We start from the raw sequence: 18,733 nt of genomic DNA on the forward strand, positions 1-18,733 counted from the left end.
CCAGCAAAACACTAGAGCACCAGCACGTGATTGCAGAGCTCGTTGCGCGGCGTCGCTTCGGGAGGAAAATGTGCGGCCAGGTGCTGGCCAATCGCAGTAATGCCGTGTGTGACGCCTTCTTCAAACTGCCCACTCCTGAACATCCCTTCCATTTGCTGGCAAATCTGCTGCCAGCCCTGCTCACGCACATGTCTGTGTATGCCACGGTCGGCGACGATTTCTACATCTTTGTCCGCCAACATGAGGTAGATCAGCACGCCGTTGTTGTGCTCAGTATCCCAGATATTCAGCTGGCCGAACAGTTGTATCGCCCGTTGCCGCGGCGACATGCGTTGCAAAATACAGGACAGCGGCAAACCTGACTCAATGACGACGCGCACTTCGCCAGCGTGCAGATGCTCACTCGCCGCGATTGCCTGTTCAATCTGTTGCAAGGCATCCTGCGAGAAATGGCGCCTGACCTGCCATGGGTGGCTGGTGAGATGCCGGAAAAAACGCCTGAAAGGATGTACGGGTTTCATTACCAATCTCCTGACGCGCCACCGCCACCAAAACCGCCGCCACCGCCACTGAATATATCGCGGCCGCCGCCTCCGCCCCCAAAGCCACCGGGGAAACCGCCTATAGGCAAGCCGCCCTGGCCACCACCCATCGCTAAGGTGAATATAAACGCCGCCAAGCCGACCAGGCCCATGATCAACAGCGTTGCGCCCAGGAAACCCGCCAGTACAGCAAGCGCGCCGCCCGTCAGGGCACTGCCAAAAAACGAGCCCAGCATGCCACGCAAAATAGCGCCGAGGAAAATAGCAGCAAACATCAGGATAGGCAGCCAGTGCATCAGGCCCTGCTGCCCTGCTGCCGCTTGGCCTTTGGCTGGCGCGGGCAATTGTTCGCCTTGTATCAATTGAATCAGCGTGTCTGTCGCAACGTGCAGGCCCTGGTAAAACTGGCCCTGCTTGAATGCGGGCGTGAGCTGTTCGGCAATAATGCGTTTTGCGACCGCATCGGGGATGGCGCCTTCAAGACCATAGCCGACCTCGATACGCATTTTCCGGTCTTGTTTGGCCACGATCACGATCACGCCATCATCCTGCTTTTCGCGACCGATTTTCCAGGCTTCCGCCAGGCGGATGCCGAATTGTGCAATATCTTCCGGCTGCGTGGTCGGCACTAGCAATACAGCAATCTGCGAGCCTGTCTGCTGTGAAAATTGCGAGAGTTTCTCGTTCAGCGCAGTTTGCTCTTCCGCCGAAAGTGTCTGCGTCAGATCAGTGACAGCAGTGCTGAGCGGTGGAATATCGACCAGCCCTTTGGCGGCATGGCTATCCATGCCTGCCAGCAGCAAGCCGCAAATCAGCAGCGTGCGCAGCCAGACCGCCCCCATAGCCTTCAATCGCATGAACAATTACTTGTCGCCAAAATCTACTTTTGGTGCAGATGAAATCGCTTTTTCATTTTCTACAGTAAAGGATGGTTTTGGCTGGTAGTTAAACATCATGGCGGTCAGGTTGTTCGGGAAGCTACGCACCGTCACGTTGTATTGTTTTACTGCTTCGATATAGCGGTTACGCGCTACGGTCACGCGGTTCTCGGTGCCTTCCAGTTGCGCCTGCAGATCGCGGAAGCTGGCATCGGCTTTCAGGTTAGGATAGTTTTCAGAGACCACCATCAAACGCGACAGGGCACTGGTTAACTGGCCTTGCGCCGCCTGGAATTTCGCAAATGCTTCCGGGTCATTCAGCAATTCCGGCGTCACTTGCATGCTACCCACTTTGGCGCGTGCTTCGGTCACTTCGGTCAGCACTTTTTCTTCATGGTTGGCATAGCCTTTCACGGTAGAAACCAGGTTAGGCACCAGGTCGGCACGGCGTTGGTACTGGTTCAGCACTTCTGCCCAGCTCGCCTTGGCTTCTTCATCCAGGGATTGAAACTGGTTATAACCACAGCCGGACAGGGTCAACACCCCGGCCAACAGCACAATCTTGAAAATTTGACGCATCAGATATTCCTCTCAAATGGATGTCATTTATATGGGGGCTAGGCACAGTGCTTCAACCAGCCCGGTTTTATATTTCTGCAATCTTATTGTTCTGCGAGTAGCAGACACAAATCATGCCAGACCTGTTTTTTTAGTAAAGGATTCTCGAGCATGGCCTGCGGATGGTGGGTGATCACATAAGTCAGGCCTGCTTGTGTTTGCAATTGGCCTCTGACAGAAGCAATTTCAGTATGATCGGTTCCCAGAAAACGATTAGCGGTTTGCAGGCCGAACAGGATGCAAAAGCGGCTTTGCACCTGCGTGAACTTCACATCTTCGTGAGAGATATGTAATGCTTCAGGCGGCAATTTCAGAGCTTGTACAATGTTTTGCAACAACTGCTGTGCAGCGGCATCACTAGTTTGCGGAGACAATAAAAGCCAGGGCGATGTAACCAATGCGCCTGCACTTACTTGCTCGGGCAGAATTTCAGTCGTGGTTAATTGCTGGGCAGCGATTTCTTCAACCAGTGGTGAAGCAATCACTGGCTCAGGGATAGCAAGCTGTGGGATAGCAGGCTCAGTAATTACAGGCTTGTTGATGACGGGCTCAGCGACTACGGCTACGTGCGGCTCATCCACAGCCTTTTCTAAGGAGGGTTCAGCTACTGGCGTAGCCAGCGCGACAGTCTCGGGCAGGGGAATTGCCGCTAGCGGGGCGCGCAAACGCCAGACGGGCAACAACTCTAGTTCGCGCAGCATGTCTTCGCGCACCAGGCTCATGCAATGCCCCAGGCCATCATTCTATTCACACGGCTGTTCTTCATAAAGCGACTCCCATCAACACGGCGTCTTCACGCCCCTGTTTGGTTGGATAATAATGGCGACGGATACCCATTTCACAAAAGCCCATCGTCTCGTACAAACCAATTGCTTTCGTATTGCTCGCGCGCACTTCCAGAAACATGTTAGTCGCAAGCCTTCGCCTCGAGACTTCTATCATCTGTGCGAGCAATGCGCGCCCTAAACCTTGCCCCTGATAATGCTGGCTGACGCTGATATTCAGCAGATGCGCTTCATCCAGCACCATCATCACCAGCGCATAACCTACAATCTCACCTGACATTTCCATGACCCAGGCACCGTAACCAGAGTCTAGTGAATCCTTGAAATTACCGTAGGTCCATGGGTGACTATAGATAGTCGGCTCAATACGGCAAATGGCGATCAGGTCTTCATAAGACATCACGCGGAATTGTGGCTGATGCTGAGGTAGTGCACTCATGATCTGTATCTACAAAGTTTGTCCTTGCGCGCGCTCGGCAGCAGTCAGCGCCACGCGGTTGCGTATATATAACGGGGCTGCCTGCTGTGCAGGTTGTGCGTTACCCGCCAGAAACTGTGGCGTGGCAATGGTTAACATGGCTTGTGCAGTCGGCATGATCTCCGCACGCACCTGGCTGATCTGTTGCAGATATTGTGCAGACAATGCCTCGCCAAATACACCCCAGCCAGAACCTGCCCCTAACCAACCATCTCCTTCAACAGCAGGTACAGCATGTGGTTTGCATACTATAGGAGGCGATACTTCCAGCCAGGCATCTTGCTGCCTAATTAACACTGCATGATACACCTCACCCATACGCGCATCGAGGCACACGATGACTTTTTCAGCTTGCGTTTCCAGCCATGCTGCCTGCGCTACTGCCTGCACAGAACTCACTCCGACCACGGATAAATCAGCACCAAATGCCAGCCCTTGCGTGACGCCTACCGCCACCCGCACGCCGGTAAACGCGCCTGGGCCAGTGCCATAGACCAGGCCATCCAGTTCAGTCAGTTGAATGCCTGCCTCTGCCAGCAAACGCTGGATTTCAGGCAGGATACGCTGTGAAGCGGCAGGCCCGGTAGCCTCATGGAAAGCAGTCACCCCGGCCGCGGTTTGCACGGCCAGTGACAGAAATTCAGTGGAAGATTCGATTGCGAGTAAATTCATGATGTACAGCCCAAGTCGTTATTTTGCCATAAGCAGTGAGATGGGGGAGAAATTTGCCGCGCTTGGTGCTTAATTACTTAAGGCCCGGTGATTTTCGGTAGGCATCAACGCTGGATTTCCCAAGCCTTATGATGAAACCACCCTCGGGCTTTCGCACTCCGCAACCACCCGATAGGACTAATCAGATAAAAAACAGGACATTGAATGAATGGCGGTTTTTTTGATAAAATTAAATGATATTAATTATCATTATAATACTGATAATTAATATCATTATAAATTGAACCCGAGGATACAACGATGTACAGACATTCAATGGCCGCTTTGGCTTTTATTGCAAGCATGGCATTTGCCGGACAAGCCGCCGCGTTAACGACACCCTATACAGAGACTTTCTCAGATGGTGTTTCCGGCTGGACAACCGGCACCAACCCGAATCAAGTTTTTGCTAGCGGTGGAGCGCTTGATAATGGCGCCTATTTCAGCACAACGGCCAGTATCACAGCAGGTAGCTCCCCACAATCATCCGTAGCGATTCTTTTTAGATGCGAGAGCAGTGCATGTAGCGACGGCGCTTTTCAGGGCGACTGGCGAGGTGGCAACATCGTTCTCAGTTGGTATTTCCGTCACGATGCCGAGGTTGCATTAGACGCTTATGCCCGTATTGTGCGTGCGCCTAATAACAGCCCTGCTGCCAGCGCCTTGATCTCTACTTCGATTGCGCCAAACACATGGACACGCATTGATTTGGAAATCGATCCAACGAATCCTGCATTTGATAATTTTGGTGGTGGTACATATGAGAGCGTATTCGCCAATATTGGCCGCATTCAGCTTGGCTTGACCTTGCCAACTGGTTTTAGCGACACAAATGTGAAGTTTGATTTGGACTCGGTAAGGATTTCTGCTGTGCCAGAACCTGAAACTTACGCGCTTTTTGCGGCAGGCCTGCTGTTGCTAGGCATCGCAGCGCGTCGTCAGCGCCAGTGATAAAAAAGCGGGGTAGCATGCGCTAACCCCGCTTTTGATATTGCGCCGTATGCAGGGAATAAACATACAGCGCAATGATTTACTCCAGCAAATCCTGCATCCAAAGTATTCTTCAAGCGCTTTAAGTTATTTTAATAACTATGCTTTTCCTCAGGGAACGCCCCTGATTTCACTGCTTGTACATAGCTGACAATCGCCTGCTGTATATCACCAGACTGCCCTAAAAAGTTCTGCACGAATCGCGGTGCTTTGTATGCCTGCGGTGCTTTTTCGGCCGGGCCTGTATAAATCCCCAGTAAATCCTGCAATACCAGCACTTGGCCACTACAGCCTGCCCCTGCGCCTATGCCTATAGTAGGGACTGAAATGCTTTTGGTAATATGCGTCGCCAGCACGGCAGGCACCATTTCAAACAGTACCATGCTGGCACCGGCAGTTGCCATGGCCTGCGCATCAACCAACATGGTGTTGGCAGCCTGTTCGGTTTTACCCTGGATCTTATAGCCGCCTAACTTTTCTACCGATTGTGGCGTGAATCCCAGGTGCGCACATACCGGGATGCCATTTTCAACAAGATGGCGAGCGGTATCTACCATATGACCGCCACCTTCGATTTTAACGATATGCGCGCCTGCCTGGATAAGCGCCTGCGCATTGGTCAAAGCCTGTCCCAGGTCATGCTCATAACTACCTACCGGCATATCACTCATGATCACCGTCTGTGGCGCGCCTCTGGCGACAATACGGGTGTGATAAAGCATGTCCTGCACTTTCACATCCAGTGTGCTGTCGCCCCCTTGAATCACCATACCCAGTGAATCACCAACCAGTAAGACATCTACCCCGGCCAGCGTCATCAGCTTGGCAAACGTAGCGTCATAGCAAGTGAGCATGGCGATTTTTTCGCCTGCTTTTGCGCGTGTTAATAGAGCGTTTAGCATAGTTGAATGTTACTTTTAAAATGTAGGTACGGGATAAAGGCCAGGGCGCACGGAGCGCACAAACCGGAATGCACATGTAGTACAAGAAGATGTTGAGCAACGTGCAACGCAGGAGTTTGCCCGTACAAGCATTTTAATTAGAAATTGGGATTAAAGTACTCGCGACTGCTCTTGATCTGGCCGATCCGTTCAATCAGTAGATTGAAAGCTTCCGGGTCTTTAATGATATTGAGTTTTTCATTATTAACGATCAGCAGCGGCGACGCATCATAAGTATGAAAAAATTCGCTGTAAGCCTCGGCCAGACGTGCGATGTACTCGCGCGGCATATCCTGCTCGTAACTGATATTGCGCTCTTCGATCCGGTCCACCAGCGCATCGATCGGTGTCTGCAAATACACCACCAGGTCAGGCTTAGGCGCTTTCAGTTGCAGGTGCTGGTAAATCTGGTGATACAAAGAATATTCTTCATCATCCAGGTTGAGACGCGCGAACAGCGGGTCTTTTTCGAGGAAGAAATCCGACACCGTGGGTTGGCCAAACATATCGCGTTGCGCCATGTCTTCAATCTGGCGCGAACGCTGGAACAGGAAGAATAGCTGTGTCGGCAAGGCGTAACGCTGAGCATCCTGGTAAAAGCGGGTCAGGAAAGGGTTGGATTCAGCTTTCTCTGAAAGCAGTTCCACCGAAAACTTGTCTGCCAGCATACGCGCCAGCGTGGTCTTGCCACTGCCTATCGGGCCTTCAATTACAACATAAGGAAAACGGGTAAACATGGTTAATGCTCGTTCAGCTAATTTAGTCTTTGCGCGTCCAGTTTTCGCACATCATCATGCGGGGATTCTGTTGCCCATTCTACAACAGTCTTTCCTTGCGGCAGCATAAAGTCAGGCACAATTTCCGCCAGTGGCAAAATAACGAAACCCCGTTCATGCATGCGCGGGTGCGGCAAAGTGAGTTGTTCTGTCGCCATTTGCAGCCCGGCGTAATCCAGCAAATCCAGGTCCAGGATGCGCGGCGCATTGGGGAATGGCCGCTCGCGGCCAAAGGTTTGCTCAATCGAGAGCAACAGTTGCATCAGTTCAGGCGCAGGGATATCGGTAGCAACCTGTACCACCGCATTAATAAAATCAGGTTGGTTGTCATAGCCGACTGGCGCAGTCGCATACAGGCTGGAAGCTTTCAGCATCGTCAGCCCAGGGGTTTCAGACAGCACCTGGATAGCGTTGGATACTTGTTGTTCAGGCTGCTGCAAATTGCTGCCCAGCGCAATCAGGGCCAGGGCCATTATGCAGACTCACCATTGGTGGCTGCCGGTTTTTTCTTGCGTGGACGGCGGCGGCGTTTCTGCACTCCGCTGTCCGGCAGCAGCATATTGGTACGCTCTTCGGTCCCGGCATCGGCAAAGCGTGTCCACCATGCCCCCAGCTCTTCAGGCAATTCGCCAGAAGCGCAACGCAACAGTAAAAAGTCATAACCGGCGCGATACTTTGGATTGGTCAGAAGTGCATAAGGGCGCTTGCCAGAACGCTGTTCAAAACGCGGCTGCATGGCCCAGATTTCTTTCATGGTGGCAGTATAGCGATTGTGGATCGCCATTTTCTCGCCCTGCTTATCGATGATTTCATTCATGGCGGCATGTAGCGCAGGAATCAAGGGTTCACCGCGCTTCTGGTTTTCCAGCCACGCTTGCAACACTTCATGCCAGAGCAAGGTGGCGAACAGGAAACTAGGATTAGAAGACTTGCCTGCCTGAATACGCTCATCGGTATTTTTCAGCGCCAGCATGACGAATTTTTCGCCTAAGGGCTGCTCCAGCACCACATCCAGCAGAGGCAGCAAACCATGATGCAGATGCTGGGCACGCAGTGCGCCTATGCTTTCAATCGCATGGCCGGATAAAAACAGCTTGAGCATCTCATCAAACAGGCGGCTGGGAGGTACATCTTCCAGCAAATCGGCCAGCTTGCGGATAGGCGCTTCCGTCGTTTGTTCGAGCTTGAGGCCCAGCTTTGCGGAGAGACGCACCGCACGCAGCATACGCACCGGGTCTTCCTGGTAGCGCTTCACCGGGTCACCGATGATACGCAAGGTTTTGGCACGGATATCCGCCACGCCATTGTGGAAATCCAGCACTTCATGGCGAGTGGGGTCGTAATAAAGCGCATTGGCGGTAAAGTCGCGCCTGACCGAATCTTCTTCAATCGAGCCGAAGATATTGTCGCGGATGATACGGCCGCTATCGTTGGTCTCGCCATCGCCATCACTCTGATGATGGCCGCGGAAAGTAGACACTTCTATCGTTTCCTGCCCCCACAGCACATGTACCAGGCGGAAGCGGCGGCCTATGATGCGCGAGCGGCGAAACGCTTTATGCACCTGTTCCGGCGTGGCATCGGTGGCGATATCGAAGTCTTTCGGCGGATGGTTAAGTAGCAGATCACGCACCGCCCCACCGACGATATAAGCCTGGAAACCGGCTTTTTGCAGACCATCGCAGGTCTTCAATGCCGCCTGGCTGATCAGCTTGTGGTTGATTTTATGTTTACTGGCTGGGATCACCAGGACAGCAGACGACTTGCCATGCTTGGGCGTTGGGTCTGAAGACTGACCACGCTTGCCAAATACTTTTTGCAGAAATTTTTTAATCATTACTCAGTGCACACAGGCGCTAATCGCGCATTACAGTTTATGTTGGTTATTCCACAGCACATCCGGAATCCCGGCATGCCTATTCAAGGTACGGCATAGTACAAACAGCAGGTCAGACAATCGATTCAGGTATTGCAAATTCACCGCCGTCACCGGCGATTGCGCGTGCAAGGCATGCATCACGCGCTCGGCGCGCCGGCAGACCGTGCGCGCTAAATGGCACACCGCAGCCGCGCGGCTGCCGCCGGGCAATATAAATTCTTTCAACGGGCTCAACTCGGCATTCCAGCCACCCAGGGTTTGCTCCAGAACAGCTACACGGCCTGCCTGCATAAAGGTATGGCCCGGCATACTCAACTCGCCACCCATATCAAACAGGTCATGCTGTATGGCCCCCAGACTCACACGTACATCCTCGGGCAACGCTTCCACCAGCAACATCCCTAACACGGAATTCAGCTCATCCACCTCGCCCATGGCCTGCACACGCAGATCAAACTTGCTGACGCGAGAGCCATCACCCAGGCCGGTGGTGCCATTATCTCCGGTACGTGTATAAATCTTGCTCAGCCGGTTGGCCATTCCTATAACCCGTTTGAAATCCTATATAATCCGTCCATTATAAATCATACCGTGCCATTTCGATGTGCCCAGCGATTGCAGTGAACGCCCCGGTCGGCGTGATGGATTCAGGTGTAGGCGGATTGACCGTTCTCAAACACCTCACGCGCCAGCTTCAGCACGAGCATTTTATCTATTATGCCGATAGCGCCTATGCCCCTTATGGCAATCAATCTGCGATAAAAATCCAACAGCGCTGCTTTGCCATCGCCGACATACTGATCGCGCAAGGCGCCAAGGCCCTGGTCGTCGCCTGCAATACCGCCACTGCGGCAGCCATCAGCCCCTTGCGTGACCATTATTCTTTGCCCATCATAGGCATGGAACCCGCTGTGAAACCGGCAGCCGCGGCCAGTAAAAACAGCATCATCGGTGTGCTTGCCACCACCGGCACCTTGCAAAGTGCACAATTTGCCGCCTTGCTCGAACATTACGGCCACGGCGTACAAGTGGTGACGCAAGCCTGTGTGGGACTGGTTGAGTGCATAGAGCAAGGGCAGCTGGACCATCCACACACGATTGCTTTACTTGAAACTTATTGCCAGCCGCTGATTGCCGCCGGCGCGGACACCATCGTGCTCGGCTGCACACACTACCCTTTTGTACGTGCGCATATTCAGAACATTGTCGGGCCGCAGGTGACACTGATTGATACAGGCGCAGCGGTCGCCAAACGCTTGCAGCAAATACTGGTCGAGAAAAATTTACTTCATGCAATTAACGACATCGCTTCCGGCAATGCTCAGGATGAAACAACAAATTTAAAACCTGCATTTCTCACCAGCGGCTCTGAAGAGACACAACGCGTCATGCAGCAGCTCTGGCAGATACTTTAAGCAATATAAACAAAACCCACGCGCTGCGTGGGTTTTGTTTAAGGACTCATGCTTTAGTGATGATGCACTTGTGTGCCAGGCTTGAGTTTGAATTTAGTGCCACAATAAGGGCAGGCCACTTGCCCGGTTTTAGCCACATCCAGGAATACACGTGGATGTGACGCCCATAAAGCGACTTCTTTGGTCGGGCAATGCAATGGCAAATCACTGCCATCCACTTCAAACTCTTTTACATCAGACATTCAGTTTCTCCCGCACACAGCCACTCAAAACAGAGAATTAAACCAAGGTCAGCCAGTGCTGATACTTGGCGTTTTTGCCTTTAACCACATCAAAATACAGGCTTTGCAGTTTTTCAGTGATTGGGCCGCGAGTGCCTTCACCAATGGCACGGTTATCCAGTTCACGGATAGGCGTGACTTCAGCTGCTGTACCTGTGAAGAAAGCTTCATCGGCACTGTAGACTTCATCACGCGTGATGCGTTTTTCAATCACTTCCAGGCCCAGTTCGTCTTTCGCCAGGGTGATGATGGTGTCGCGGGTGATGCCTTCCAGCGCAGAGGTCAGATCCGGCGTGTACAGTTTGCCATTGCGGATAATGAAAATGTTTTCGCCGGAACCTTCAGCCACGAAACCATCCACGTCCAGCAACAAAGCTTCCTGGTAACCATCTTGTGCGGCTTCCTGGTGTGCCAGGATGCTGTTCATGTAGTTGCCGTTGGCTTTGGCCTTACACATGGTGATGTTGACGTGGTGGCGCGCAAAAGAAGAAGTCTTGACGCGGATACCTTTGGTAATCGCTTCTTCACCCATATAAGCACCCCAACTCCAGGCACCAACGATCACATGCGTGGATAAGGTTTTAGCAGAAATACCCATCGCCTCGGCACCATAAAACGCCATCGGACGCATATAAGCCGATTCAAGGTTGTTTTCGCGCACAGCCGCTTTTTGCGCTTCTACCAGGGTCGCTTTATCAAATGGCATCTTCATGCCCAGAATATGCGCACTGCGGAACAGGCGGTCAGTATGCTCTTTCAAACGGAAAATAGCTGCGCCTTTATCTGTTTTGTAAGCGCGCACGCCTTCAAATACGCCCATGCCATAATGCAAGGTGTGGGTTAATACATGGGTAGTGGCATCACGCCAGTTGACCATTTTGCCGTCGTACCAGATAACGCCGTCACGGTCTGCCATCGAACTCGGTATTGCCATTTAAACTCGCCTCTAATCCGTCTATCGTCAAAAACCATTATTGTAAACCAATCTGCACCCTTTTCGCCTATGCTAGAATCCATTTCAATGATGATTTACAAGGATTTTTGTATGCGCGCTCGTTTCCTATGGCTTTGGTTTATCGCAGCATTGCTGGCTGGTCTGCTAACGGGGTGCCAGCCTGGCAAAACCACCAGATTTATAGGCACCGACCTGACGGGTACACAATTTGGCAAACCGCTGAGCCTGACTGACCATACCGGCAAATTACGCAGCATTGATGATTTCAAAGGCAAGGTGATTGTGCTGTTCTTTGGCTACACCCACTGCCCGGATGTCTGCCCGACCACCATGAGCGACCTCAAGCAAACAATGAAACTGCTTGGCGACAAAGCAAATGATGTGCAGGTGCTATTCGTCACTGTAGACCCGGAACGTGACACGCAAGAAGTCCTTGCGCAATTCGTACCGGGCTTCGATGCACGCTTTATCGGCTTGCGCGGCACCCCTGCTGAAGTCGCTGCCAACTTGTCCGAATATAAAGTCTATGCGGCAAAAGTAGCTGAACCAGGCCAGTCTGGCTACACCATGGATCACAGCGCCGGGTTATATGTATTTGATAAAACCGGTGCACCGCGCATTTACCTGGGCTACGGTGAAAAGCCTGCCAATATCGCCCATGATCTGCAATTACTGATGTAGCCGGATTCGTCTGTTGGAATCGGTCAAGCAGGCGAAATCACGAACGATTCTTGTTTAGATTTTTATTTAAAAACTCATTTTAAATCAATAAGTTACATAATATTTTTTATTGCATACTTTGCATTTTCCTGTATCATGCACTGCATTAAAGTGCATACAGGAGCCGAAGATGAAAGGCGATAAAAAAATTGTAGATATTCTGAATGATTTGCTGGCAGGCGAGTTAACCGCCACCGACCAGTACCTTATTCACGGTGAAATGTATGCCGACATGGGTTTGGGGGTGATCTCCCAGCGCATCCTGCACGAATCCCTGCATGAACGGGAACACGCCCGCGCGTTGATACAACGCATCCTGTTTCTCGAAGGCACCCCCAACCTCACCAAGCGCGATCCCATCCACATCGGCAAAGATGTAAAATCCATGCTGGAATCTGATCTTGACCTGGAATATGCCGTGGTCAAACACCTGAAGAAAGCCATGGAAGCTTGTGAACAGGCGCAGGACTTTGTCACCAAAGAAATGCTGCTGGTGCAACTGGAAGATACCGAAATGGACCACGCCTACTGGCTGGAAAAACAATTAAGCCTGATCAAACTGATCGGGATTGAAAACTATTGCCAAAGCCAGATGGGCGACGGCCCTGCTGTTGCAGTTTAAGGAGCCCGTATGAAAGGCGAAAAACACATTATCAGCACGTTGAACAAAGTGCTGAAAAACCAGCTGACCTCTATCAACCAGTATTTCCTGCATGCACGCATGTTCAGGAAGTGGGGCCTGGAGAGATTGAACGACTACCAGTACAAACAATCCATTCGCGTCATGAAAGAAGCGGACGAAGTGATTGAACGCATCCTGTTTCTCGACGGCCTGCCTAACCTGCAGAACCTGGGCAAACTGCTGATCGGTGAAGAAGTGGTGGAATGCCTGCAAGGTGATCTGACTTTTGAAAAAGACGTACAGCGCCCGCAACTGGTTGAAGCGATTGCCGAAGCAGAAAAACTGCAGGACTATGTGACGCGTGACTTGCTGACCGAACTGCTGGAAGCCTGCGAAGAAGCTATAGACTGGCTGGAAACCCAGCAACGCCTGATTACAGACGTGACCTTGCCGAACTACCTGCAAACCCAAATCGAATCCGATTAGTTGTTACATCGTTTTTGAACACCTGAATTAAGCCGCCTTTGCGGCTTTTTTCATGCCCTGCCGGAACCAATCTGACCTTGACAGAATCTCAATAAATGATAATAATTATCATTAGTAACTTAACTTGAGATCATATGTACGTTTGCGTATGTAATGCAGTGACCGAGCGCCAGGTGCATCAGGCAGTCAGGCAAGGCGCCAAGACCGTTAAGCATTTGAAAGAACAGCTGGGGGTAGGTGCAGAATGCGGCAAATGTGTCAGCTGCGCCAAGGCGTGCCTGAAAGAAGCGCATGCTGAACAGCATCCTGGCCTAGTCAAAAAACTGATTCAGTTAACGCCTGTGCAATTGGGCGCAGTCTAGTCACATTTATCACATCAAAATGTTTACAAAGGGGCTTCTAGCCCCTTTTTGCATTTCAGCCTTAAAGCTTTGCAGCTAACTTCGCAGGCACTTGCAGCCTGAAGCTTGTATGCTGACGCTTTGCACCTTACAGTGCCATATTTACAATCTTGGGCTCTCCCTTTTAAATAACACCATGCCAGACACTCCAGCCACCCGATTGCATGGGCGCATCTTATTCTTGCTATTGCTGCCGCCGCTGTTGTGGGCAGGTAATTTTATTGCCGGGCGTGCAATCAATACCGCTGTGCCGCCGGCCACTTTATCCCTGATCCGCTGGAGCATTGCTTTGCTGTGCCTGCTGCCTTTTGCCCTGCGGCCGTTTTTACGCGATCGCGCACATTACTATACTTATCGCTGGCATGTGTTCGGCACCGCCATTACCGGTGTCGCCGCCTTTAATTTACTGGTGTATTGGGGCTTGCACACCACCAGCGCAACCAATGGCATTATCCTTAATTCATTCATCCCGTTCCTGGTGGCGATATTCGGTTTTTTGTTTTATCGGCAAACCCTGGCTTCCAGCCAACTGATAGGATTGCTGGTATCACTCACCGGGGTATTGGTCGTCGTTTCCCATGGTGATTTGCAAGTGCTTTTAACGCTGGCTTTTGCGGAAGGAGATGTGATCATCTTTCTGGCCATGGTGTTCTGGGCGCTTTATACATTGTGGGTGAAAGAGATTCCCGCCACTATTAACCGCACCGGGCTGATGTTATGCCAGGTGATCATTGCACTGGTTTTCCTTTTTCCGCTGTACCTGTGGGAAAGCCAGACCACCACTGTGCATTTAGAAAGCCCGCAAACACTGTGGATACTGGCTTATATCGGCATTTTTCCGTCTGTGATTGCATTGCTGGCCTATTCCAAAGCAGTCACATTGGTGGGTTCTGTACGTGCCAGCGTTTTTATACACGCCATGCCCATCTTTGGCTCCGTGCTCTCCACGCTACTGCTGCGGGAAGCATTCCACTTGTATCAACTTCTGGGTATGCTGGCGATATTTACAGGCATCTGGCTGGCGAACAGATCACAAAAATCCGCGCTGCCAAGACACACTAAACTTTGAACGTTTGAGCAGGTCAGCACATTTACCTGTGCATGACCTTCTATGTAGACACTTAAAGGAGAAGCGGTATGACTACTTCAATCAACCCGGCACTGGATTTGATCCTTGAAAGAGAAGTCGATGTATCGCCTGCAGAAATATGGCATGCGTGGACGACGCCTGAACATCTCAAACAATGGTTCTGCCCACTGCCGTGGAAAACAGTGGAATGTGAAATCGATCTGACACCTGGCGGGCGTTTTTATACGGTGATGCAATCGCCTGAAGGCCAGCAGTTTCCCAATACCGGCTGTTACCTTGAAGTCATACCCAACCAAAAACTGAGCTGGACAAATGCACTGGAACCCGGCTTCCGGCCCGCAAAAACCCCGGAGCAATCGCCGGGGCATGAGTGCGCAGAATTACTGATGACCGCCAGCATTGTGCTGCAAGCAACCGCGAACGGCACGCGCTATACCGCTTATGTCATGCACCCAAGCACAGCATCCAAACAACGACATGAAGCAATGGGTTTTGAGCAAGGCTGGAGCATGGTGCTAGACCAACTGGTAGCGACCATCAAGCAGGCCCGCTAAATGCAGAAATCAGGTAATCGACGAATGTGGTCAGCTTGGGTTGCGACTGGCGATTACGCGGATAAACGGCGTGTATCGGCCTGGCAGGCGGGGTATAAGCAGAGAGCAGCTCTGTCAGCTGGCCAGAGGCGATGTCCGCTGCGAGCAACGCCCTGGGCATTAAAATAATCCCCAGCCCTTTGACTGCCGCCATGCGCAAGGCCTGGCCATTATCCGATTCAAACCGTTGTGTCGCTGAAACATTCAAGTAAGGGCTGATCTGTTTCCAGCCACCATGACTATGCCAATTACTGAAACCCAGGCATTGATGCTGCAATAAATCTTCAGGCGTTTGCGGCACACCATGTTGCTGCAAATACTCGGGAGAGGCACAAATGGCGACTTCAAACATACTCAGTTTTCGCGCGATCAGCGACGAATCAGCCAGGTTGCCAATACGGATAGCCACGTCATAACCTTCATCAACGATATCCACATACCTGTCCGTCAGCGACAGTTGCAGGTTCACCTCCGGGTACACTTTCAGGTAATCACATGCCAGCGGCGCCAGCGTCAGCGAGCCAAACCAGAGTGACGCACTCACGCGCAGCATGCCTTTGGGACTGCTACTCATGGCTTCAACACCCGCCTCAGCCACCGCCAGCTGTGCCATGATCTGCTTGCACTGTTCATAATAGGCTTGCCCGGCCTCGGTCAAATGCTGGCGACGGGTGGTGCGTTGCAGCAGTGGCGTGCCCAAGCGCTTTTCCAGCGCACTGATATGCTTGCTCACCATCGATGGCGTCATCTTCAGCAAGCTGGCGGACACGGTAAAACTTCCGCTTTCCACCGCAGTCACAAATACTTCCATACTTAAAAATCTATCCATATTAATGACTTTAATGACTATATATTTTTAATATTACATCATTTATCCGCATCAATTAATCATGGACAATGCGTTCACACCTTTTTATTCAGATGGAGAAACACATGAAAGTCTTACTCATAGGTGCCAATGGCACCATAGGCAAACTGGTCAAACAGAATCTTGCGCCCCGTCACGAGCTGATTGAGGCGGGCAAAACCAGCGGCCAGTTTCAAGTGGATATCAGCAGCGAAAGCAGTGTCCGGCAGCTATTCACACAAGTCGGCAAAGTGGATGCGATTGTCGTGACGGCGGGCGATGTGCATTTTGGCGCCATGAAAGAGATGACTTCAGAACAGTTCACACTTGGCCTGCACAGTAAATTATTAGGCCAGGTCAATGTGACCTTGATTGGCCAGCATTACCTCAACGAAGGCGGTTCAATTACCTTGACCAGCGGCAGCCTGAGCCACAACCCCACCTTTGGCGGCACTAACTTCTCCACCGTGAATGCAGCAGTGGATGGTTTTGTGAAAGGCGCAGCGCTGGAGTTGAAGCAAGACCGCCGTATCAATGTGGTCAGCCCAACGGTGCTGGAGGAATCATGGCATATCTATGGCGCGGCGTTCCCGGGCCTGGAAGCTGCACCTGGTATCAAAGTGGCACTGGCGTACCAGAGAAGTGTGGAAGGGTTTGAGACAGGGCAGGAATATCGCGTCTGGTAGTTTGCGTTCAGCAGGCACGCCTAAGCGCCCTGCTTAATCACGCCATACGATGCAAAATCGCCGACAGCGACTTCAGTTCTTTTTCCGCTTGCTCATGATTGGGAAACAAACTGGCCTGCACCGCATAAAACTTGGCTGAATGGTTCATCTCCCTGAGATGGGCCATTTCATGGCAAATCACGTATTGAATGATGTGTGGTGGTGCCTGTATCAAACGCCAGTTCAGGCGGATCTGCTTGCGGCTGTTGCAACTGCCCCAGCGCGAGCGCGCATTCGACAGTGCCACCCCACTGACCTTTTCACCCATTTGCGCAGCGATCAGCTCCACCCGCCGTTTAAAGTCCGGCAAAGCCTGCTGGGCAAACCACTGCAATACTTTGCGGGCGACAAACGCCTGCTGATCTATCTGCGGCGAGCGGACTAACAACTGGTTACCTTGCAGAATGACCGCTTTATTGGTGGCATGATGTTGCAGGGACAATACAATATCCTGCCCCATAAACATCAATGGCTCTCCATCCACCCACTGCATGGGGCTGACTTGATTCACTTCACGCAATGCGAGTTTTTGCTGTATCCAGCGCGCTTTTTGCAGCAACACCTGTTGCAGCTGGCTGGCAGCGATACGTTTGGGCGCATGCACCACCAGGCCTTGCGCAGTGATTTTAAGGCCTATGGTTCTGCGTACGCGCAGGTCGAGCTGGTAGGGAATGGTTTGCCCATCAGGCAATTGCAATACCTGTTCTATCATTTGGCGGCGGTCACAGAGACTGCATCTGCGTTTCTATCCATTCTTCCACCAGTTTGTTGACTGCATCCGGCTTCAGGCCTGTGGTATCTATCGGCGCACCGATCACCACCTGGATCACACCTGGATGTTTAAGGATAGAACTCTTGCGCCAGAAGCGACCGGCATTATGTGCAACCGGCACGACCGCGCTATTGCTATGTGTAGCCAGCCAGGCACCGCCGATATGGTATTTGCCACGGGCACCGGGCGCTGTGCGTGTGCCTTCAGGAAAAATAACCACCCATAAGCCGCGTTTGAGCCGGTCTTTGCCGTGATTGACCAGTTTTTTCAATGCCTCGCGGCCTGAGCTGCGGTCTATGGGGATAGAGCCCACTGCCCACAGTGCCCAGCCCAGGAATGGCAGCAGCAACAACTCTCTTTTTAGCACCCAGACTTGCGGTGGGAAGATGCATTGCAAGGCGATGGTTTCCCATGCTGATTGGTGTTTGCACAGGATGACTGAAGGCGTGGCGGGGATATGCTCGCGGCCTGTGACTTCGTAGCGCAGATTGCAGGTGACTTTGAGCCACCACAGCACACCGTTGGCCCACAGGCTCACCCAGCGTGAGCGCGTTACGGCTGAGGGTAATGGAATCAACACCAGCGCAAGCAATGAGAAGGGAATCGTCAGCGCGAACAGCCCGACATAAAACAACAAGGCACGCACATATAGTAAGGCATGACCCATTATCTATCCCCCGCAATAATATCTTGCACGGCAGCAGCCAGGTCGGCCACCACGATGGTATTCGGCGGCACTGTGGAAAGGTTATTGGTTTCTTCACCTTTACCGGTACGCACCAGGTAAGGCTGGCAACCGGCAGCGGCAAAGGCCTGCAAGTCACGCAAGGCATCGCCGACGCCAGCGACTTTGTTGAGTTCCAGATTAAAGCGCAGGCCGATCTCTTCTATCATGCCGGTTTTAGGTTTGCGGCAATCGCAACGGTCATCGGCAGCATGCGGGCAATAAAATACCGCATCTATGCGCCCGCCCACTTGCGCGACGGCTTTGTGCATTTTTTCGTGAATGGCGTTAAGGGTAGCCATATCAAAATAGCCACGTGCGATGCCTGACTGGTTAGTAGCAACCGCCACGCGGTAACCGCGCTGGTTCAATAAGGCAATCGCTTCCAGGCTACCGGGAATCGGGATCCACTCGTTGGGATTTTTAATAAAGGTCGCACTGTCCTGGTTAATCACACCATCGCGATCAAGGATAACGAGTTTCATCTAGGCTCTCCGGCATTCC

The 18,733-nt window shown here is 52.0% G+C and carries 26 protein-coding genes; 9 read left to right on the top strand and 17 right to left on the bottom strand.

Annotated elements, in window-relative coordinates; translation table 11 throughout:
* Window positions 1-11 precede the first annotated feature (11 nt).
* From ACSSVF_RS01260 to tsaB, 6 genes are all read right to left on the bottom strand, one after another.
* A complete protein-coding gene (locus ACSSVF_RS01260) occupies window positions 12-521 on the bottom strand; it encodes a TPM domain-containing protein (protein ID WP_492404848.1) in 510 nt (169 codons plus the stop codon).
* On the bottom strand, window positions 521-1,399 hold the full coding sequence (locus ACSSVF_RS01265; RefSeq protein ID WP_492404849.1) for a TPM domain-containing protein: 879 nt from the start codon (window positions 1,397-1,399) through the stop codon (window positions 521-523). The genes ACSSVF_RS01260 and ACSSVF_RS01265 overlap by 1 nt, the downstream gene beginning before the upstream one ends.
* A 6-nt stretch (window positions 1,400-1,405) precedes the next feature.
* Entirely contained in the window at window positions 1,406-1,999 is a 594-nt protein-coding gene (locus tag ACSSVF_RS01270; protein WP_442585607.1) for a LemA family protein, read from the bottom strand.
* A gap of 83 nt (window positions 2,000-2,082) precedes the next feature.
* Entirely contained in the window at window positions 2,083-2,760 is a 678-nt protein-coding gene (locus ACSSVF_RS01275) for a uracil-DNA glycosylase family protein (protein WP_492404852.1), read from the bottom strand.
* A 40-nt stretch (window positions 2,761-2,800) separates the two neighbouring features.
* Entirely contained in the window at window positions 2,801-3,262 is a 462-nt protein-coding gene (gene rimI, locus ACSSVF_RS01280; protein ID WP_492404854.1) for a ribosomal protein S18-alanine N-acetyltransferase, read from the bottom strand.
* A 9-nt stretch (window positions 3,263-3,271) separates the two neighbouring features.
* Window positions 3,272-3,973: a tRNA (adenosine(37)-N6)-threonylcarbamoyltransferase complex dimerization subunit type 1 TsaB gene (tsaB, locus tag ACSSVF_RS01285; protein WP_492404856.1), complete on the bottom strand. Its 702-nt coding sequence runs from the start codon at window positions 3,971-3,973 to the stop codon at window positions 3,272-3,274.
* A 300-nt stretch (window positions 3,974-4,273) separates the two neighbouring features.
* Here tsaB and ACSSVF_RS01290 point away from each other — a divergent pair, with 300 nt between their 5' ends.
* Entirely contained in the window at window positions 4,274-4,963 is a 690-nt protein-coding gene (locus ACSSVF_RS01290) for a PEP-CTERM sorting domain-containing protein (RefSeq protein ID WP_492404857.1), read from the top strand.
* 131 nt (window positions 4,964-5,094) lie between these two features.
* Here ACSSVF_RS01290 and panB read toward each other — a convergent pair whose 3' ends face one another.
* The 5 genes from panB to ACSSVF_RS01315 all read right to left on the bottom strand — a co-directional run bounded on the left by panB (window position 5,095) and on the right by ACSSVF_RS01315 (window position 9,138).
* Entirely contained in the window at window positions 5,095-5,904 is an 810-nt protein-coding gene (gene panB, locus ACSSVF_RS01295; protein WP_492404859.1) for a 3-methyl-2-oxobutanoate hydroxymethyltransferase, read from the bottom strand.
* Between the two features lie 137 nt (window positions 5,905-6,041).
* The gene (locus tag ACSSVF_RS01300) at window positions 6,042-6,680 is read right to left on the bottom strand and encodes a deoxynucleoside kinase (RefSeq protein WP_492404860.1); all 639 of its coding nucleotides are present in this window, start codon (window positions 6,678-6,680) and stop codon (window positions 6,042-6,044) included.
* 17 nt (window positions 6,681-6,697) lie between these two features.
* Window positions 6,698-7,192: a 2-amino-4-hydroxy-6-hydroxymethyldihydropteridine diphosphokinase gene (folK, locus tag ACSSVF_RS01305; protein ID WP_492404862.1), complete on the bottom strand. Its 495-nt coding sequence runs from the start codon at window positions 7,190-7,192 to the stop codon at window positions 6,698-6,700.
* Window positions 7,192-8,556: a polynucleotide adenylyltransferase PcnB gene (gene pcnB / locus ACSSVF_RS01310; protein WP_492404864.1), complete on the bottom strand. Its 1,365-nt coding sequence runs from the start codon at window positions 8,554-8,556 to the stop codon at window positions 7,192-7,194. The genes folK and pcnB overlap by 1 nt, the downstream gene beginning before the upstream one ends.
* Window positions 8,557-8,586: 30 nt before the next feature.
* Entirely contained in the window at window positions 8,587-9,138 is a 552-nt protein-coding gene (locus ACSSVF_RS01315) for a cob(I)yrinic acid a,c-diamide adenosyltransferase (protein ID WP_492404866.1), read from the bottom strand.
* Window positions 9,139-9,200: 62 nt separating this feature from the next.
* Here ACSSVF_RS01315 and murI point away from each other — a divergent pair, with 62 nt between their 5' ends.
* On the top strand, window positions 9,201-10,013 hold the full coding sequence (gene murI, locus ACSSVF_RS01320; RefSeq protein ID WP_492404868.1) for a glutamate racemase: 813 nt from the start codon (window positions 9,201-9,203) through the stop codon (window positions 10,011-10,013).
* Between the two features lie 53 nt (window positions 10,014-10,066).
* Here the strand turns inward: murI and ACSSVF_RS01325 are convergent, their stop codons facing one another.
* Window positions 10,067-10,255: a zinc-finger domain-containing protein gene (locus ACSSVF_RS01325; protein WP_492404869.1), complete on the bottom strand. Its 189-nt coding sequence runs from the start codon at window positions 10,253-10,255 to the stop codon at window positions 10,067-10,069.
* Between the two features lie 37 nt (window positions 10,256-10,292).
* A complete protein-coding gene (locus ACSSVF_RS01330) occupies window positions 10,293-11,210 on the bottom strand; it encodes a branched-chain amino acid transaminase (RefSeq protein WP_442586931.1) in 918 nt (305 codons plus the stop codon).
* Window positions 11,211-11,339: 129 nt separating this feature from the next.
* Here ACSSVF_RS01330 and ACSSVF_RS01335 point away from each other — a divergent pair, with 129 nt between their 5' ends.
* The 6 genes from ACSSVF_RS01335 (at window position 11,340) to ACSSVF_RS01360 (ending at window position 15,122) form a co-directional block, all read left to right on the top strand.
* The gene (locus ACSSVF_RS01335; protein ID WP_492404871.1) at window positions 11,340-11,930 is read left to right on the top strand and encodes an SCO family protein; all 591 of its coding nucleotides are present in this window, start codon (window positions 11,340-11,342) and stop codon (window positions 11,928-11,930) included.
* A 169-nt stretch (window positions 11,931-12,099) separates the two neighbouring features.
* Window positions 12,100-12,591, top strand: a complete 492-nt coding sequence (gene bfr, locus ACSSVF_RS01340) for a bacterioferritin (RefSeq protein ID WP_492404874.1) — start codon at window positions 12,100-12,102, stop codon at window positions 12,589-12,591.
* 9 nt (window positions 12,592-12,600) lie between these two features.
* A complete protein-coding gene (bfr, locus tag ACSSVF_RS01345) occupies window positions 12,601-13,077 on the top strand; it encodes a bacterioferritin (RefSeq protein ID WP_492404875.1) in 477 nt (158 codons plus the stop codon).
* Window positions 13,078-13,211: 134 nt separating this feature from the next.
* Window positions 13,212-13,439, top strand: a complete 228-nt coding sequence (locus ACSSVF_RS01350; RefSeq protein WP_442585593.1) for a (2Fe-2S)-binding protein — start codon at window positions 13,212-13,214, stop codon at window positions 13,437-13,439.
* Between the two features lie 175 nt (window positions 13,440-13,614).
* On the top strand, window positions 13,615-14,547 hold the full coding sequence (locus ACSSVF_RS01355) for a DMT family transporter (RefSeq protein ID WP_492404877.1): 933 nt from the start codon (window positions 13,615-13,617) through the stop codon (window positions 14,545-14,547).
* Window positions 14,548-14,615: 68 nt separating this feature from the next.
* The gene (locus ACSSVF_RS01360) at window positions 14,616-15,122 is read left to right on the top strand and encodes an SRPBCC family protein (protein ID WP_492404879.1); all 507 of its coding nucleotides are present in this window, start codon (window positions 14,616-14,618) and stop codon (window positions 15,120-15,122) included.
* On the opposite strand, the gene ACSSVF_RS01365 is transcribed toward ACSSVF_RS01360, so the two are convergent.
* Window positions 15,106-15,990 (bottom strand): LysR family transcriptional regulator, encoded by an 885-nt coding sequence (locus ACSSVF_RS01365; protein WP_492404881.1) that lies wholly within the window; start codon window positions 15,988-15,990, stop codon window positions 15,106-15,108. The genes ACSSVF_RS01360 and ACSSVF_RS01365 overlap by 17 nt on opposite strands.
* Before the next feature lie 104 nt (window positions 15,991-16,094).
* Between ACSSVF_RS01365 and ACSSVF_RS01370 the strand changes: the two genes are divergently transcribed.
* Window positions 16,095-16,694, top strand: coding sequence for a short chain dehydrogenase (locus tag ACSSVF_RS01370; RefSeq protein ID WP_492404882.1), 600 nt, complete (start codon window positions 16,095-16,097; stop codon window positions 16,692-16,694).
* A 37-nt stretch (window positions 16,695-16,731) separates the two neighbouring features.
* Here the strand turns inward: ACSSVF_RS01370 and ACSSVF_RS01375 are convergent, their stop codons facing one another.
* From ACSSVF_RS01375 to gmhB, 3 genes are read right to left on the bottom strand one after another with little or no spacing between them, the layout of a single operon-like run.
* Window positions 16,732-17,445 (bottom strand): M48 family metallopeptidase, encoded by a 714-nt coding sequence (locus ACSSVF_RS01375; RefSeq protein WP_492404883.1) that lies wholly within the window; start codon window positions 17,443-17,445, stop codon window positions 16,732-16,734.
* A gap of 10 nt (window positions 17,446-17,455) precedes the next feature.
* Entirely contained in the window at window positions 17,456-18,172 is a 717-nt protein-coding gene (locus ACSSVF_RS01380) for a lysophospholipid acyltransferase family protein (RefSeq protein ID WP_492404884.1), read from the bottom strand.
* Window positions 18,172-18,714 (bottom strand): D-glycero-beta-D-manno-heptose 1,7-bisphosphate 7-phosphatase, encoded by a 543-nt coding sequence (gene gmhB, locus ACSSVF_RS01385; RefSeq protein WP_492404886.1) that lies wholly within the window; start codon window positions 18,712-18,714, stop codon window positions 18,172-18,174. Before gmhB ends, ACSSVF_RS01380 begins: the two co-directional genes overlap by 1 nt.
* Window positions 18,715-18,733 lie beyond the last annotated feature (19 nt).

The organism is Methylophilus sp. E2MeOHC9 (assembly GCF_058744375.1).

Bases quoted from the DNA above. Each gene is read 5' to 3' on its own strand.
- ACSSVF_RS01260 (WP_492404848.1), bottom strand. From the start codon at position 521: ATGAAACCCGTACATCCTTTCAGGCGTTTTTTCCGGCATCTCACCAGC.
- ACSSVF_RS01330 (WP_442586931.1), bottom strand. From the start codon at position 11,210: ATGGCAGACCGTGACGGCGTTATCTGGTACGACGGCAAAATGGTCAAC.
- rimI (WP_492404854.1), bottom strand. From the start codon at position 3,262: ATGAGTGCACTACCTCAGCATCAGCCACAATTCCGCGTGATGTCTTAT.
- gmhB (WP_492404886.1), bottom strand. From the start codon at position 18,714: ATGAAACTCGTTATCCTTGATCGCGATGGTGTGATTAACCAGGACAGT.
- pcnB (WP_492404864.1), bottom strand. From the start codon at position 8,556: ATGATTAAAAAATTTCTGCAAAAAGTATTTGGCAAGCGTGGTCAGTCT.
- ACSSVF_RS01265 (WP_492404849.1), bottom strand. From the start codon at position 1,399: ATGCGATTGAAGGCTATGGGGGCGGTCTGGCTGCGCACGCTGCTGATT.
- ACSSVF_RS01350 (WP_442585593.1), top strand. From the start codon at position 13,212: ATGTACGTTTGCGTATGTAATGCAGTGACCGAGCGCCAGGTGCATCAG.
- bfr (WP_492404874.1), top strand. From the start codon at position 12,100: ATGAAAGGCGATAAAAAAATTGTAGATATTCTGAATGATTTGCTGGCA.
- ACSSVF_RS01325 (WP_492404869.1), bottom strand. From the start codon at position 10,255: ATGTCTGATGTAAAAGAGTTTGAAGTGGATGGCAGTGATTTGCCATTG.
- ACSSVF_RS01290 (WP_492404857.1), top strand. From the start codon at position 4,274: ATGTACAGACATTCAATGGCCGCTTTGGCTTTTATTGCAAGCATGGCA.
- ACSSVF_RS01370 (WP_492404882.1), top strand. From the start codon at position 16,095: ATGAAAGTCTTACTCATAGGTGCCAATGGCACCATAGGCAAACTGGTC.
- ACSSVF_RS01380 (WP_492404884.1), bottom strand. From the start codon at position 18,172: ATGGGTCATGCCTTACTATATGTGCGTGCCTTGTTGTTTTATGTCGGG.
- ACSSVF_RS01270 (WP_442585607.1), bottom strand. From the start codon at position 1,999: ATGCGTCAAATTTTCAAGATTGTGCTGTTGGCCGGGGTGTTGACCCTG.
- ACSSVF_RS01360 (WP_492404879.1), top strand. From the start codon at position 14,616: ATGACTACTTCAATCAACCCGGCACTGGATTTGATCCTTGAAAGAGAA.
- folK (WP_492404862.1), bottom strand. From the start codon at position 7,192: ATGGCCCTGGCCCTGATTGCGCTGGGCAGCAATTTGCAGCAGCCTGAA.
- ACSSVF_RS01375 (WP_492404883.1), bottom strand. From the start codon at position 17,445: ATGATAGAACAGGTATTGCAATTGCCTGATGGGCAAACCATTCCCTAC.
- murI (WP_492404868.1), top strand. From the start codon at position 9,201: ATGTGCCCAGCGATTGCAGTGAACGCCCCGGTCGGCGTGATGGATTCA.
- panB (WP_492404859.1), bottom strand. From the start codon at position 5,904: ATGCTAAACGCTCTATTAACACGCGCAAAAGCAGGCGAAAAAATCGCC.
- ACSSVF_RS01275 (WP_492404852.1), bottom strand. From the start codon at position 2,760: ATGAGCCTGGTGCGCGAAGACATGCTGCGCGAACTAGAGTTGTTGCCC.
- ACSSVF_RS01300 (WP_492404860.1), bottom strand. From the start codon at position 6,680: ATGTTTACCCGTTTTCCTTATGTTGTAATTGAAGGCCCGATAGGCAGT.
- tsaB (WP_492404856.1), bottom strand. From the start codon at position 3,973: ATGAATTTACTCGCAATCGAATCTTCCACTGAATTTCTGTCACTGGCC.
- bfr (WP_492404875.1), top strand. From the start codon at position 12,601: ATGAAAGGCGAAAAACACATTATCAGCACGTTGAACAAAGTGCTGAAA.
- ACSSVF_RS01355 (WP_492404877.1), top strand. From the start codon at position 13,615: ATGCCAGACACTCCAGCCACCCGATTGCATGGGCGCATCTTATTCTTG.
- ACSSVF_RS01365 (WP_492404881.1), bottom strand. From the start codon at position 15,990: ATGGATAGATTTTTAAGTATGGAAGTATTTGTGACTGCGGTGGAAAGC.
- ACSSVF_RS01315 (WP_492404866.1), bottom strand. From the start codon at position 9,138: ATGGCCAACCGGCTGAGCAAGATTTATACACGTACCGGAGATAATGGC.
- ACSSVF_RS01335 (WP_492404871.1), top strand. From the start codon at position 11,340: ATGCGCGCTCGTTTCCTATGGCTTTGGTTTATCGCAGCATTGCTGGCT.